14 protein-coding genes and 1 tRNA gene are annotated in these 13,557 nt (G+C 59.9%); 6 read left to right on the forward strand and 9 right to left on the reverse strand.

Going from position 1 to position 13,557, the window contains the following annotated elements; genetic code table 11:
* Window positions 1-14 precede the first annotated feature (14 nt).
* Window positions 15-2,819 (forward strand): malto-oligosyltrehalose synthase, encoded by a 2,805-nt coding sequence (gene treY, locus IPM89_15905; protein QQS54253.1) that lies wholly within the window; start codon window positions 15-17, stop codon window positions 2,817-2,819.
* 29 nt (window positions 2,820-2,848) lie between these two features.
* On the opposite strand, the gene pssA is transcribed toward treY, so the two are convergent.
* The 6 genes from pssA to IPM89_15935 all read right to left on the reverse strand — a co-directional run bounded on the left by pssA (window position 2,849) and on the right by IPM89_15935 (window position 7,976).
* Window positions 2,849-3,640: a CDP-diacylglycerol--serine O-phosphatidyltransferase gene (pssA, locus tag IPM89_15910; GenBank protein ID QQS54254.1), complete on the reverse strand. Its 792-nt coding sequence runs from the start codon at window positions 3,638-3,640 to the stop codon at window positions 2,849-2,851.
* Between the two features lie 42 nt (window positions 3,641-3,682).
* Window positions 3,683-3,832 carry an OST-HTH/LOTUS domain-containing protein gene (locus IPM89_15915; protein ID QQS55979.1) on the reverse strand — a complete coding sequence of 50 codons (150 nt, stop codon included), beginning with the start codon at window positions 3,830-3,832 and terminating at the stop codon, window positions 3,683-3,685.
* A gap of 148 nt (window positions 3,833-3,980) precedes the next feature.
* Window positions 3,981-4,547, reverse strand: a complete 567-nt coding sequence (locus tag IPM89_15920) for an NYN domain-containing protein (GenBank protein ID QQS54255.1) — start codon at window positions 4,545-4,547, stop codon at window positions 3,981-3,983.
* Between the two features lie 90 nt (window positions 4,548-4,637).
* On the reverse strand, window positions 4,638-5,651 hold the full coding sequence (gene ilvC / locus IPM89_15925; GenBank protein ID QQS54256.1) for a ketol-acid reductoisomerase: 1,014 nt from the start codon (window positions 5,649-5,651) through the stop codon (window positions 4,638-4,640).
* A 79-nt stretch (window positions 5,652-5,730) separates the two neighbouring features.
* Window positions 5,731-6,198 carry an acetolactate synthase small subunit gene (gene ilvN, locus IPM89_15930; GenBank protein ID QQS55980.1) on the reverse strand — a complete coding sequence of 156 codons (468 nt, stop codon included), beginning with the start codon at window positions 6,196-6,198 and terminating at the stop codon, window positions 5,731-5,733.
* A 32-nt stretch (window positions 6,199-6,230) separates the two neighbouring features.
* Window positions 6,231-7,976 carry an acetolactate synthase 3 large subunit gene (locus IPM89_15935; GenBank protein ID QQS54257.1) on the reverse strand — a complete coding sequence of 582 codons (1,746 nt, stop codon included), beginning with the start codon at window positions 7,974-7,976 and terminating at the stop codon, window positions 6,231-6,233.
* Between the two features lie 341 nt (window positions 7,977-8,317).
* On the opposite strand from IPM89_15935, the gene IPM89_15940 reads away from it, so the two are divergent.
* Window positions 8,318-8,788: a DUF4124 domain-containing protein gene (locus IPM89_15940; GenBank protein QQS54258.1), complete on the forward strand. Its 471-nt coding sequence runs from the start codon at window positions 8,318-8,320 to the stop codon at window positions 8,786-8,788.
* Between the two features lie 28 nt (window positions 8,789-8,816).
* Window positions 8,817-10,535, forward strand: a complete 1,719-nt coding sequence (locus tag IPM89_15945) for a proline--tRNA ligase (protein ID QQS54259.1) — start codon at window positions 8,817-8,819, stop codon at window positions 10,533-10,535.
* 335 nt (window positions 10,536-10,870) lie between these two features.
* Here the strand turns inward: IPM89_15945 and IPM89_15950 are convergent, their stop codons facing one another.
* From IPM89_15950 to IPM89_15960, 3 genes are read right to left on the reverse strand one after another with little or no spacing between them, the layout of a single operon-like run.
* Window positions 10,871-11,143 carry an acylphosphatase gene (locus tag IPM89_15950; GenBank protein QQS54260.1) on the reverse strand — a complete coding sequence of 91 codons (273 nt, stop codon included), beginning with the start codon at window positions 11,141-11,143 and terminating at the stop codon, window positions 10,871-10,873.
* A gap of 21 nt (window positions 11,144-11,164) precedes the next feature.
* Window positions 11,165-11,680, reverse strand: coding sequence for a TlpA family protein disulfide reductase (locus tag IPM89_15955; protein ID QQS54261.1), 516 nt, complete (start codon window positions 11,678-11,680; stop codon window positions 11,165-11,167).
* A 40-nt stretch (window positions 11,681-11,720) separates the two neighbouring features.
* Entirely contained in the window at window positions 11,721-11,948 is a 228-nt protein-coding gene (locus IPM89_15960) for a DUF4398 domain-containing protein (protein ID QQS55981.1), read from the reverse strand.
* Window positions 11,949-12,211: 263 nt separating this feature from the next.
* Between IPM89_15960 and wrbA the strand changes: the two genes are divergently transcribed.
* The 3 genes from wrbA to IPM89_15975 all read left to right on the forward strand — a co-directional run bounded on the left by wrbA (window position 12,212) and on the right by IPM89_15975 (window position 13,406).
* Complete coding sequence (wrbA, locus tag IPM89_15965; GenBank protein ID QQS54262.1) at window positions 12,212-12,808, forward strand: NAD(P)H:quinone oxidoreductase; 597 nt, start codon at window positions 12,212-12,214, stop codon at window positions 12,806-12,808.
* Entirely contained in the window at window positions 12,805-13,239 is a 435-nt protein-coding gene (locus tag IPM89_15970; protein QQS54263.1) for a DUF2069 domain-containing protein, read from the forward strand. Before wrbA ends, IPM89_15970 begins: the two co-directional genes overlap by 4 nt.
* Before the next feature lie 90 nt (window positions 13,240-13,329).
* Window positions 13,330-13,406 (forward strand) — tRNA-Met (locus tag IPM89_15975).
* The last annotated feature ends 151 nt before the right edge of the window (window positions 13,407-13,557 follow it).

The raw sequence follows: 13,557 nt of genomic DNA on the forward strand, positions 1-13,557 counted from the left end.
GGAGCCGATTCATAATGCGTATTCCCGTCGCGACCTATCGCCTGCAATTTACCCCGGATTTCGGCTTCGACGCCGCAACCGTCATCGCCCCCTATCTGGCCGAACTGGGGGTATCCGATATCTACGCCTCGCCGATCCTCACGCCGCGTCACGGCAGCCAGCACGGTTACGACGTGGTGGACGCGCACGCCATCAGCCCCGAATTGGGCGGCATGGAGCGGTTCGAGCTGCTGAGTCAGGTGCTGAAGGAACAGGGCATTGGCTGGGTGCAGGACATCGTACCCAACCACATGGCCTTCGATAGCCAGAACCGGATACTGGTGGATGTGCTGGAGAACGGTCCGGACTCGCTCTATCACGAGTTCTTTGACATCAACTGGAATCATCTCTACGAAGGGATTCGTGGTCGGGTGCTGGCGCCGTTTCTCGGCAAGTTCTACGGCGATTGCCTGGAAAGCGGGGAATTGCAATTGCGCTACAGCGAGCAGGGACTGGCGGTTCACTACTATGATTTCCGCTTCCCGATCCGCATCGAATCCTATTATCGCTTGCTGACCTACGATCTGGGGCGGTTGCGCGCCCTCCTCGATCGTGCTCATCCGCACTTCGTCAAATTCCTGGGGGTGCTCTATCTGCTCAAGTACATCCCCGCCGGCGAGGAAGGGCACGAGCGCTACGACCAGATTTCCTTCATCAAGCAGATGTTGTGGGAACTGTGGAACGGCAGCCCCGAAGTGCGTGAGTTCATCGAGGAGAATATCCGTATCTTCAACGGCGAGGCGGGTAACCCTGGGAGTTTCGATCTGCTGGACAGTCTGCTCGACGAGCAATTCTTCCGGCTGTCCTACTGGAAGGTGGGCAACGAGGAACTGAATTATCGGCGGTTTTTCACCATCAACGACCTGATTTCGCTACGGATCGAGGATAATAAAGTCTTTGATTTCACTCATGAGTTGATCCTGAAGCTGGTGGCCGAGGGGAAGATCAGCGGCTTGCGGATCGACCATATCGATGGTCTCTACGACCCGGTGCAGTATCTGCATCGCCTGCGCGAACAGGTGCCTTATGTCTACCTGGTCGTGGAAAAGATTCTGGAGCACGGCGAGGAGTTGCCGGTGAACTGGCCGTGCCAGGGCACCAGTGGCTACGACTTTCTCGGCATGATCAATAGCCTGTTCTGCCAACCAGCCGCTGAGGCGGAGTTCACCCGGATTTATCATTCGTTCATCGCTAACACCACGTCCTGCCAGATGCTGATCGACGACAACAAGCGCATGATCGTGGACAAGCATCTGGCCGGCGATATCGATAATCTGGCGCACATGCTCAAGCACATCTCCGAGCGTTACCGTTACGCCAGCGATTTCACCCTGTATGGACTCCAAGTAGCGCTGATTGAGATTCTGGTGCTGTTTCCGGTCTATCGCACCTACATCGATCGAACCGGCTCCAGCCGGGCGGATCAGGAATACATCCGGCAGGTCATCGCCCAAGCTCGGCTTAACATTCCCAACTTCCGTAATGAATTGAATTTCATCGAACGGTTCCTGCGTCTGGAATTCGATGAGCACATGGCGGCCGAGGACAAGGACCAGTGGCTGCATTTCATCATGCGCTTGCAGCAGTTCACCGGGCCGCTGATGGCCAAGGGCGTCGAGGATACGGTGTTCTATGTGTATAACCGGCTCCTATCGCTCAATGAAGTCGGCGCGGGGCCGTTGCAGTTCGGCATCGATCTTGAGGAGTTTCACGCCTTCAACCAGCAGCGGGTCGCTTCCTGGCCCCATGCGATGAATGCCAGCGCCACCCATGACACCAAGCGGGGCGAAGATGTCCGTGCCCGATTGAACGTGTTGTCGGAGATGCCGGAGGAGTGGGAACGGCAGTTGCGGGAATGGCACGAGATCAACCAGTCGCGCAAGGTGCAAATCGGCACCCGGACGGCCCCCGAGAACGATGACGAATACCTGCTCTATCAGACCTTGCTGGGCGCCTATCCTTTCGATCTGGCGGACTATCCGGGCTTCATCGAGCGGGTCAAGGACTATTTGATCAAAGCCACCCGTGAAGCCAAGGTTCACACCAACTGGTTGGAGCCCGATGGTCCATACGAGGAAGCCTTGCTGACTTTCGCCGAGCGAGTGATGCAACCGGGCAAGGACAATCTTTTTCTGCAATCGTTCCTGCCGTTCCAGCGGCGGATTCAACACTATGGCATTCTCAACTCGCTCAGCCAGACCCTGCTCAAGCTGACCACGCCCGGCCTGCCTGATTTCTACCAAGGCACCGAATTATGGGATTTGAGCCTGGTCGATCCAGACAACCGGCGGCCAGTCGATTTCGAGCGGCGTGGTGCTCTGCTCAAGGCGTTGCAGAACTACGGTGGGGGAAACATTCCACGCTTGATCACGGAACTGCTGGCCATGCCGGAGGATGGCCGGATCAAGCTGTTTCTGATCTATCGAGCCCTGCAGGCGCGGCGCACCGAATCGGAATTGTTCCAGCACGGCGCTTACCAGAAATTGACGGTGATCGGCAGTCTCAAGTCGCATGTGGTGGCATTCGCCCGGGATCTGGGCGAGCGGCGGGCGCTGGTGGTGGTGCCGCGCTTCCCGAGTAGCCTGGTCAATGATGGCGAGTATCCGCTGGGCGAGGCGGTCTGGCATGAAACCCGGGTATTGCCACCGACCGGCTCGCGCCTGCGCTGGCACAATGTCCTGACCGGACAGACCGTGCAGGGCGAGGAGGCATTGTGGCTGCGGGAAGTGTTCGAGCATTTCCCGGTGGCGCTGCTGGTCAACGAGTCGGTACAGAACTGACGAGGGTTGTACCGCCCCCGCCCATGCGCCTACTTGGGTTCGGGGGGTTCCGGGCCTTGGGCGCGGCGGCGGGCGCGCTGCCGCAACCGCGCCAGGAACAGCATCGGCCCCGATAGTCCGTACAGCAGGAAACCGAAGAACAGGACCTTGGGCGGGTCGATGGAGGTGAGCACGAAGACCAGCACCACGATCAAGACCGCCATGAAGGGCACCGGTCCGCGTAAATCAACCTGTTTGAAGCTGAAATACAGGATATTGCTAAACATCAGCGCGCCGGCGCCGATGGTGACGACCAGCGCGGGCCATAGCATCTGCGCGCCGGTCAGGCCGAGATCGGTGCAGAACCAGACCAGCCCGGTCACGATGGCCGCCGCCGAAGGGCTGGGCAGGCCGGTGAAGTAGCGCTTGTCGGTGCTGCCGATCTGCACATTGAAGCGGGCCAGCCGCAGCGCCGCCATCACCGTGTAGAAAAATGCCGCCAGCCAGCCGAGCTTGGACAGAAATGGCCCCATGCCCGCCATGGTGCCCAAAGCCCATGTGTACATGATCAGGGCCGGCGCCAGCCCGAAGGAGACCAGATCGGCCATGCTGTCGTACTGAGCGCCGAACTCGCTTTCGGTGTGGGTCAGCCGGGCGACCCGGCCATCCAGCCCATCCAGCACCATGGCGATGAAAACCGCGATGGCGGCGGGTTCGAAGTGGCCTCGCAAGGCAGCGATGATGGAGTAGAAGCCGCAGAACAGCGCGGCGGTGGTGAACAGGTTGGGTAGCAGATAAACGCCGCGGGAGCGGCGGGTTTCGGGAGTTTCTTCGCTGGTCATCGGGTTGAGTGGACGCTTTAGGTCGTTATTGTTCCGGCCCGTTTAGGGTTGGAGTTTGCCGCGCTTGTTCCGGATATAAACGGTGCCCTGAGATCGCCTGTCGATCTCGAACAAAGTAATGGCCGATACCAAGTCAACCAGCTTTTTGTAGCCATAGTTTCGAGAATCGAACTCAGGAACCTGCTTGACGATGTGATGGCCGACCGCGCCAAGATGAGCCCATCCACTATCGTCATACCGTTTCCCGGTAGGTTTTCGCTTTCATGGCTCTTGCTATTCCGTCATACCCGCGAAAGCAGGTATGACGAATGGCGCTGTTTTTGACCTGAAAATACAAAACCTATCGGTAAACGGTATCAGAAGCCGCTTCCAGGGCATTTCGAAAGAGGTTCACGAGTTTGGTATCTCCCTTAAGCTTTTTGGTTTCTTGCTCGCGGATGGCGGTATCTGGATTTTCCTCGGTAAGAAGGACTTTGGTAAAAATGAATTTATCGCAGGCGGATACAAAAGCTTTTGGTGTTTTTTCCTCACCGAAGCCGTACACCAGCAGACCTTCTTCCCGGATACGCGATGCCAAGCGCGTAAAGTCGCTATCGCTGGAAACCAGGCAGAAGCCATCGAATCGACGGGTGTAGAGCAAATCCATCGCGTCGATGATCATGGCGCTATCGGTCGCGTTTTTGCCGACCGTGTAGCGGAATTGCTGGATGGGCTGGATGGAGTGATCTAACAGAACCGACTTCCATCCCGCCAGGTTCGGCGTGGTCCAGTCGCCGTAAATGCGCTTGACGCTAGGGATCCCATATTTGACGATTTCCCGGACGAGCCCTTCAATGATCGCTGGCTGGGCATTGTCCGCGTCGATCAGAACCGCAAGCCGACGCTGGATTGGAAGGTCAATGTTCATTGTCAAGAAGCGGCCCGATGTGAGTCCAGGAAGCGGAGCACGAATGGAAAATAACGAACATCGTGCCCCGCTTACTAGCTGTTTACTACATCAATTCTTACTGGTGTCCACCAGCCGGTTGGCCTTGATCCACGGCATCATGCCGCGCAACTTGTCGCCGACCTGCTCGACCGGGTGCTCGCGGCTGATGCGGCGGTTGGCCTTAAGGACCGGCGCGCCAGCCTGATTTTCCAGGATGAACTCGCGGGCGAACTGGCCAGTCTGGATCTCGTTCAGAATTTTGCGCATCTCGGCTTTGGTCTGTTCGGTGACGATGCGCGGCCCACGGCTGAAGTCGCCGTACTCGGCGGTGTTGGAGATCGAGTAGCGCATGTTGGCGATACCGCCCTCGTAGATCAGATCCACGATCAGCTTTACCTCGTGCAGGCACTCGAAATAGGCCATCTCCGGCGCGTAGCCGGCCTCCACCAGCGTCTCGAAACCCGCCTGGATCAGCGAGGTCAGGCCGCCGCACAGCACCACCTGTTCGCCGAACAGGTCGGTCTCGCACTCCTCGCGGAAGCTGGTCTCGATCACGCCGGCCCGGCCTCCACCATTGGCGGAAGCGTAGGACAGCGCGAGTTCCTTGGCTTGGCCGGAGGCATCCTGCGCCACGGCGATCAGGGAAGGTACGCCACCACCCTGGGTGTAGGTGGAGCGGACCAGATGGCCCGGACCCTTCGGCGCGATCATGATCACGTCCAGATCGGCGCGCGGCACGATCTGGCCGAAGTGAATGTTGAAGCCGTGGGCAAAAGCCAGCGCCGCGCCTTGCTTGAGTTTCGCTTCGATTTGTCGATAAATCTGACCCTGATGCTCGTCGGGCGCGAGGATCATTACCACGTCCGCCGCCGCCGCCGCGTCCTCGACCGGCTTGACCGTCAGGCCGGCGGTTTCGGCCTTGACCGCCGAAGCGGAGCCCGGCCGCAGGCCGACGATCACCTCGACGCCGGAATCGCGCAGATTGAGCGCGTGGGCGTGGCCCTGGGAGCCGTAGCCGATGATGGCGACGGTTTTACCCTTGATCAGCGACAGGTCGGCGTCTTTGTCGTAATAGATATTCATGGGGCAATTTCCTGAACGGTGAAAAACAGGCCATCCCGACCGGCGGACCCGGTGAGGACGGCGCGGGGTTGGTGGGAGATCAGGCGCGCAGCGCCTTCTGCCCAAGGGCGATACCGGTGGCGCCGGAACGGACGACCTCGAGGATGGCTTCCTTCTCGATCGCGCGCAGGAAGTTATCCAGCTTGCTGCCGGTGCCGGTCAGTTCGATGGTGTAGGTCGCCTCGGTCACGTCGAGCACATGCCCGCCGAAAATGTCGGCCAGCCGCTTCATTTCGGCCCGTTGCTCGCCATTGGCCTTGGTTTTGACCAGCATCAACTCGCGTTCGATGGCGTCGGTTTCGCTCAGGTCGATCAGTTTGACCACGTCGATCAGCTTGTTGAGCTGCTTGACGATCTGCTCGATGATCTGCTCGTTGCCGTAGGTGACCAGAGTCAGCCGCGACAGGGTCGGGTCGTCGGTGGGCGCGACCGTCAGGCTTTCGATGTTGTAGCCGCGCGCCGAGAACAGGTTGGCCACCCGCGACAGGGCGCCGGCCTCGTTTTCCATCAGGATCGAAATCAAATGACGATTGTTGTTGTTCACAGCAGCACCATCCCTTCGTCGTGGGTCGAGACCATTTCGTCGCGTTCGGCCAGCAGCATTTCGTTCTGGCCACCACCCGAGGGGATCATTGGGAACACGTTCTCGCCCTGATCAGTAATGAAGTCCAGAAACACCGTGCGATCCTTCATGGCGAACGCCTCGCGCAGCGCGCCTTCCACATCACCCGGTTTTTCGATGCGCATGCCGACATGGCCATAGGCCTCGGCCAGCATCACGAAATTCGGCAGCGCTTCCATGTAGGTCATGCTATAGCGTTTCTGGTAGAAAAACTCCTGCCATTGCCGCACCATGCCGAGGTAGCCGTTATTCAGATTCACGATCTTGACCGGCGTGTAGTACTGCTTCATGGTCGACAGTTCCTGCAGCATCATCTGAATGCTGCCGTCACCGGTGACGCAGGCCACGTCCTGATCAGGAAAGGCCAGCTTGGCGCCCATCGCCGCCGGTAGCCCGAAACCCATGGTGCCCAACCCGCCGGAGTTGATCCACTGCCGTGGCCGGTCGAACAGATAGTACTGGGCCGCCCACATCTGATGCTGGCCGACATCGGAAGCGATGATGGCCTTGCCTTCGGTCACCTGGTACAGCTTCTGAATCACGTACTGCGGCTTGATCACTTCATCGCTGTAACGGTAGCTCAGCGACTTCACGGCCCGCCACTCGTCGATTTGCCGCCACCAGCGGTCCAGCGCCTCGGCGTCGGGCTTGAGCTTTTCATCGCGGATGACGTTGATCATGCCGCGCAGCACGCTCGGCACCGAGCCGACAATGGGAATATCGACCTGGACGTTCTTGGAGATCGATGCCGGGTCGATGTCTACATGGACGATCTTGGCCTCCGGGCAGAACTTATCGACCTTACCGGTGACCCGGTCGTCGAAGCGGGCGCCGATGGCGATCAACACATCGCAATGGTGCATCGCCATGTTGGCTTCATAGGTGCCGTGCATGCCCAACATGCCGATGAATTGCCGGTCGGTGGCCGGGTAGGCACCCAATCCCATCAGGGTGTTGGTGATTGGATAACCGAGCAACTGGGTGAGTTCGACCAGTTCCGGTGAGCCTTCGCTCAGAATCACCCCACCACCGGTATAAAGCATCGGCCGCTTGGCGGACAGGATCAAATCCACCGCCTTGCGGATCTGGCCGGCGTGGCCCTTGACCGTCGGATTGTAGGAGCGCAGCTTGATTTTTTTCGGATAGTGAAATTCCGCCTTGCCGATGGTGATGTCCTTCGGCAGGTCGATCAACACCGGGCCGGGGCGGCCGGTGCTGGCGATATAGAAGGCTTTCTTGACGGTTTCGGCCAGATCCTTGATGTCCCTGACCAGGAAATTATGCTTGACGCAAGGCCGGGTGATGCCGACCGCGTCGACTTCCTGAAAAGCGTCGTTGCCGATCAGCGCCGTGGGCACCTGACCGGAGAACACCACCAGCGGAATGGAATCCATGTAGGCGTCGGCGATGCCGGTAACGGCGTTGGTGACGCCGGGGCCGGAGGTGACCAGCACCACGCCGGTTTTGCCGCTGGCGCGGGCGTAACCTTCGGCGGCGTGGACAGCGGCCTGTTCGTGGCGGACCAGCACATGCTTGATGTGGTCCTGAGCGTACAGGGCGTCATAGATGTGAAGCACGGCGCCGCCCGGATAACCGAACATGCATTCGACGCCTTCTTCCTTGAGGCAACGGACGAGAATTTCAGCACCCGTGATGAGTTCCATCAGCGTTCACTCCTCATGGCGAATCGGGGTTAAGAGATAGGTAAGGCAGCAGAACCATTCTTTCGCCGCAGTACGGGCGTATCATGGCCGGGTCCGTGCAGTGGTAGGCCGGGTCCGCGACAGGGCGGGGTGACCGCCGCGCGGTGGGGGTGGCGCCGGCGGGCGCAACCCGTCATGAAAGTCGCCGGTACGCGCTGGGCGCGGGTCTTGCTAGCCGCTTATACTACATAAACTTTATTTTTGAGCAAAATCCCGCCGTGCTGGCGGGGAATGGGCACGGGATGCCGGGCGCCCGGCGCGCTGTTTCCTCTCCGGTAATTCCAGGGTCGATTGGAGGCTGTATGTCGAAACGAATGCGGTTATTGGTATTGGTGTTGGTTGGCTGCGGGATCGTCGCCACGGGGCAGGCGCAGCAGTTCATCTACAAATGGAACGACGAGCAGGGGCAGATACAGTACTCCGAGTTGCCGCCGCCGTCCGGTGTGCCCTATGAGACGGTACGCAAGCCCGCCGGCTTCGGGCAGGAAAGCGGCCAGGCCCGCGATCTGGCCAAGGAACAGGAGGAATTGGCCAAAAAATTGGCCGAGGAAGAAGCCAAGACACAGCAGCAGCAGCAAGAACAGGCGCGGAAGGAGGAGGATGTGCGCGCCAAGAACTGCGAGATCGCCAAGAAAAATGTGGAAACGCTGCAGAGCGACCGGGCGGTGGTCAAGACCGATGCGCAGGGTAACAAGGTGGCACTCGACGCCCAGCAGCGCGCGACGGAATTGCAAAAGGCTCAGAAAGACCAGGATTATTTCTGCAACCCCTGATCCATCGACTCATCAATAAGGCCGATTCATGCGCGTATCCCGCTTTCCGTTATTCACCGTCAAGGAAACTCCGGCCGACGCCGAGGTTGTCAGCCATCAGCTCATGTTGCGAGCAGGCCTGATTCGCAAGCTCGCCGCCGGTATCTACACCTGGCTGCCGTTGGGCCTGCGTGTGCTGCGCAAGACCGAGGCGGTGGTGCGCGAGGAAATGAACCAGGCCGGCGCGCTGGAATTGTCCATGCCCGCCGTCCAGCCCGCCGAACTGTGGCAGGAATCCGGCCGCTGGCGGAAGTACGGCCCGGAGTTGTTGCGGATCAAGGATCGGCACGAACGCGATTTCTGCTTCGGTCCGACTCACGAGGAAGTGATCACCGATCTGTTTCGCCGCGAGATCAAAAGTTACAAGCAACTGCCGGTCAACTTCTACCAGATCCAGACCAAGTTCCGCGACGAAGTCAGGCCGCGATTTGGGGTGATGCGGGCCCGCGAGTTCCTGATGAAGGACGCTTATTCCTTTCATCTGGACCCCGCCTCGTTGCAGGAAACCTATGAGCGGATGTATGACGCCTACTCGCGCATCTTCACCCGGTTGGGGCTGCGGTTTCGCGCGGTGCTGGCCGATACCGGTAGCATCGGCGGCGCGCATTCCCACGAATTTCATGTGCTGGCCGAGTCCGGCGAGGACGCCATCGCCTTTTCCGACGTTGGCGACTACGCCGCCAACGTCGAACTGGCCGAAGCGTTGGCCCCGCCCGGCGAGCGTCCGGCGCCGGCCGAGGCGTTGACGCGCACGCATACCCCCGGAGTCAAGACCATCGCCGAGCTATGCGATTTCCTCAAGGTTCCCGCCGAGCGGACAGTGAAGGCGGTGGTGGTCGAGGGCGAGGACGGGCAGCCGGTGTTGCTGCTGGTGCGTGGCGACCACGAAGTGAATACGATCAAGGCCGAAAAACTGCCACAGGTGAAGGCGCCGTTGGCTTTCGCCAGTCCCGAGGCGATCCGGGCGGCATTTGGCGCCAATCCCGGCTCGCTCGGCGCGGTCGGTTTCGACGGTGTGGTGATCGCCGACCGCACTGTGGCGAACATGGCCGATATGGTGGCTGGCGCGAACCAGGACGACTGGCATCTGACGGGCGTCAATTTCGGCCGCGACTGCCCGGAACCGCTAGTCGCCGACATCCGTAGCGTGGTCCAGGGCGACCCCAGCCCCGACGAACAGGGTACGCTGGCTATCGCTCGCGGCATCGAGGTCGGCCATATCTTTCAACTTGGCCGCAAGTACAGCGCCGCCATGCAGGCCGAGGTACTCGGCGAGGATGGCCAGCCGGCAACCGTCACCATGGGTTGCTACGGTATCGGAGTATCGCGAGTGGTGGCGGCGGCCATCGAGCAGAACCACGACGAGCGCGGTATCGTCTGGCCGGCGGCGATGACCCCGTTTCAGGTGGCGCTGCTGCCAATTGGCGCGGCGCGCTCGGCGGCGGTACGCGAGGCCACCGAGGCGCTGTATCGGGAACTGGTGGCCGCGGGTATCGAGGTCTTGCTGGACGACCGAGATGCCCGGCCCGGTGTCATGTTCGCCGACATGGAATTGATCGGCATCCCGCATCGCGTGGTGGTTAGCGAGCGAAACTTGGCCGCCGGTCAGGTGGAGTACCGCGGTCGGCGTGATCCGGACCACACGCGGGTGGCGCGAGCGGAATTGCTCGGCTGGTTGCGGGAGCGGCTGACGGTGGAGCAGCATTAGAGCGGCGAGAGAGCGGCGAGAGAGCGGCGAGAGAGCGGCGAGAGAGCGGCGAGGGCATGCCGTGGAAGGATATGCGGAGTTATCCACAGAACCTGTGGATAACTCTGTGGATAACTTTCGCTCTATGGACCTAACTCCGCGTCGTGAATAGAAGAATGACAGTTTGATGACTTTTTGACCAGCTCATGGTTTCTTTATTATCAATTAGTTATGTTGATAACTGGAGTCTGATGAGGAATTTATGCCGAAATGGCGAGCGGCAATCGCCAAGAAAGGAAGGCGCATAAGCCTGTGGATAAGTCAAGCTTTCTTAAAATAAAAAAATTGTTTTCCGTCTAGTCAATCCGAAAATCGTGAAAATCCTGATAGGGCAATATTTCGCAATGGACGTCAGTGACTCGGGCGAATTGCGGGCCTTGCCACAGCCAGTTGCGTAGAGCGATAACCGCTCTTTCTTCCCCGCAGACCAATACCTCCACCCGTCGATCCGGCAGGTTGCGCACAGAGCCGTTGACGCCCAACCCCCAGGCTTTTTCAGCGGTGGCATAACGGAAGCCGACGCCCTGAACGCGGCCGGTCACATGGCAGTGGAGGCACAGGGTTTTCAAGGCGCTTCCTCCCAAATCGGGCTAGCGAGACGAACCGCCGGCCGATTCCAGTTCGGCCAACCGCTCCGCGAGCATGGCGGCGTTCACGGTGCCCAAGTGGGTATCGACGAGTTCCCCGGCGGGTGAAATCAGGAATGTGGTGGGCAAGCCCTTCAGCTCAAATCCGGGCAGAGGCTCCCCGCCGCTCAGCGCGACGGGGAAGGTGATGGCCAGTCGTTCGACAAAGGCACGGATTTCGGAGGGGGCAATATCCTCAAAATTGACGCCGACCACGGTGGCGCGTTCGTGGTGCTGCTCGTGAAACGTCTGTAATTCCGGCATTTCCAACAGACAAGGCGTGCACCAGGTTGCCCAGAAATTGACGATGACCCACCGGCCGCGGAAATCGGCCAGTCGTACCGGCTGGCCGTCTATGCCGGGCTGGGTAAAGTCCATGCCTTGCGCGCGGGAGAGAGGGTTCAACGCCAGCAATGCCAGCAGTAACAGCGTCGGCCGGAAATCGGTCCGATAAGAGCGACATGAGGCGATGGGGGGCACTGGGAATCTCGGTTTCGGGGCTCCGTGTGGAGCGGCAAGTCTAGGGAGAGTCCGATCGAACCGCGGCATCGCGTACCGCATCCTCTCGGGCCTTGATCGCTTCGTCGCGTGCGTCCAGGGCATACCGACGTGCATCTTCGTAGGCGCCCGTTTCCAAATGCGCTTGGGCTTTTTGCAGCAGAATCCAGGCCGCCTGCAAGGCGTTGGGCGCGCGCCGCGCCGCGCCGCTGGCCTCGGCCGACCAAATAGCCTGTCGGGCGTCGCTCATCTCTTGCACGGGGGCGCTCGCGCAAGCGGCCAGCGCCAATACCGTAACAATCAACAGGGTGGATCCGCGAGTGGACAATGCTTTGAATCTGAGAAGGCGGCAGGCTACTGGGCCTGGCTAGTAAAACGATGAATTCACTACGTAAACTAGCACTGGTTGTCGAAGTCGTCAAGCCAGTGCGGAAGAGAGAGGCGCCCGATGAACGCAATGCGATTCCGTTGTGTCGGGTAAACTTATCGCTGAAAGTCCAAGGTGTGGAAAACATGGCGGAAATATTGATCTTGTACTACAGCCGCACTGGAGGCACCGCCGAGATGGCGCGCCAAGTGGCTCGGGGCGTGGAGGAAGTGGAAGGCATGATAGCTCGGTTGCGTACCGTACCCGCGGTTTCGACGGTTTGCGAGGCGGTCGAAGACGAAATTCCAAGCGATGGATCGCCGTATGCGAGTCTGGACGATCTGCGGGAGTGCGTCGGCCTGGCTTTGGGTAGTCCGACCCGTTTCGGCAATATGGCGGCACCGCTCAAGTACTTTCTGGATTCCACGGGAGGGCTCTGGCTGGCGGGGGCGCTGGCGGGAAAACCGGCGGCGGTATTCGCTTCGGTCTCGACCTTGCACGGCGGTCACGAATCCACTTTGCTGAGCATGATGCTACCGTTGCTACATCACGGGATGCTGTTGGTGGGGATCCCTTTCACGGAGGCGGCGTTGCATGAAACCCGCGGCGGCGGAACGCCTTACGGCCCGAGTCACTGGTCCGGGCCGGAATCCAACGCCGTGCTGACCGCCGAGGAAAAACGGTTGTGTCGCGCTTTGGGTCAGCGGTTGGCGCGGATCGCGCGGCGATTGGAGGCAGCGTGAGCCGATTTTGGGGTGGGGTTGCATTAACGGGTTACTTCGGCCTGTTCGGCGTGTTGTTGCTTTGGTATGCCTGGTTGGAGCCGTCGAGCCGGTTGCCGATCGCTTTGGTGTTGATCCTGCTGGTGGGGCCGCTGCTGGTGCCTTTGCGAGGCCTGCTGCACGGCCGCCCTTATACCCATGCCTGGACCAGTTTCCTCGCGCTGTTTTATTTTGCGGCCGGGGTTTTCAATGTTGCGGGACCCATGGTTCATCCTTGGATGGCATGGCTCGAAATCGGATTTAGCGTGTTGCTGTTTTTGGGCGCGGTTCTGTATGCTCGCTCCCGATCCCGGGAGTGGCGAGCGGCGGCCAGCGGGCTGATCGTTGCTCCCGCCGCTCACGTTGTTCGGCTTGAGAGCGGCGCGTCCAGGGTAAAACCCAAGGAGCGATGAACCCCACGGTCCTGGCGTGGTCCATATTGCTGGCATGGTCTACATTGCTTGTAAAGATTCAATTAACCATGTTAGCATGACCAACTCTGGTGCGGGGTGGAGCAGTCCGGTAGCTCGTCGGGCTCATAACCCGAAGGTCGTAGGTTCAAATCCTGCCCCCGCTACCAAATTCCAAGGAAGCCCGTCAAGGGCTTTTTTTATGGGGCTGCGTCAGGCGCGTTCAAAGTCAGGCGCGTTCGAACTGATAAATCGGCGGATCGGCAAGACGGATGCCCACCGGGACTGATGGAGAAGACGGCGCACACGGATAGGCGATGG

Source organism: Candidatus Competibacteraceae bacterium, assembly GCA_016699715.1.
Lineage (GTDB): Bacteria > Pseudomonadota > Gammaproteobacteria > Competibacterales > Competibacteraceae > Competibacter.

Excerpts from the sequence above, each read along its gene's own strand:
- IPM89_15940 (QQS54258.1), top strand. The coding sequence starts at position 8,318 with ATGTCGAAACGAATGCGGTTATTGGTATTGGTGTTGGTTGGCTGCGGG.
- ilvN (QQS55980.1), bottom strand. The coding sequence starts at position 6,198 with ATGGAAAACGAGGCCGGCGCCCTGTCGCGGGTGGCCAACCTGTTCTCG.
- IPM89_15920 (QQS54255.1), bottom strand. The coding sequence starts at position 4,547 with ATGAACATTGACCTTCCAATCCAGCGTCGGCTTGCGGTTCTGATCGAC.
- ilvC (QQS54256.1), bottom strand. The coding sequence starts at position 5,651 with ATGAATATCTATTACGACAAAGACGCCGACCTGTCGCTGATCAAGGGT.
- treY (QQS54253.1), top strand. The coding sequence starts at position 15 with ATGCGTATTCCCGTCGCGACCTATCGCCTGCAATTTACCCCGGATTTC.
- wrbA (QQS54262.1), top strand. The coding sequence starts at position 12,212 with ATGGCGGAAATATTGATCTTGTACTACAGCCGCACTGGAGGCACCGCC.
- IPM89_15945 (QQS54259.1), top strand. The coding sequence starts at position 8,817 with ATGCGCGTATCCCGCTTTCCGTTATTCACCGTCAAGGAAACTCCGGCC.
- pssA (QQS54254.1), bottom strand. The coding sequence starts at position 3,640 with ATGACCAGCGAAGAAACTCCCGAAACCCGCCGCTCCCGCGGCGTTTAT.
- IPM89_15960 (QQS55981.1), bottom strand. The coding sequence starts at position 11,948 with ATGAGCGACGCCCGACAGGCTATTTGGTCGGCCGAGGCCAGCGGCGCG.
- IPM89_15935 (QQS54257.1), bottom strand. The coding sequence starts at position 7,976 with ATGGAACTCATCACGGGTGCTGAAATTCTCGTCCGTTGCCTCAAGGAA.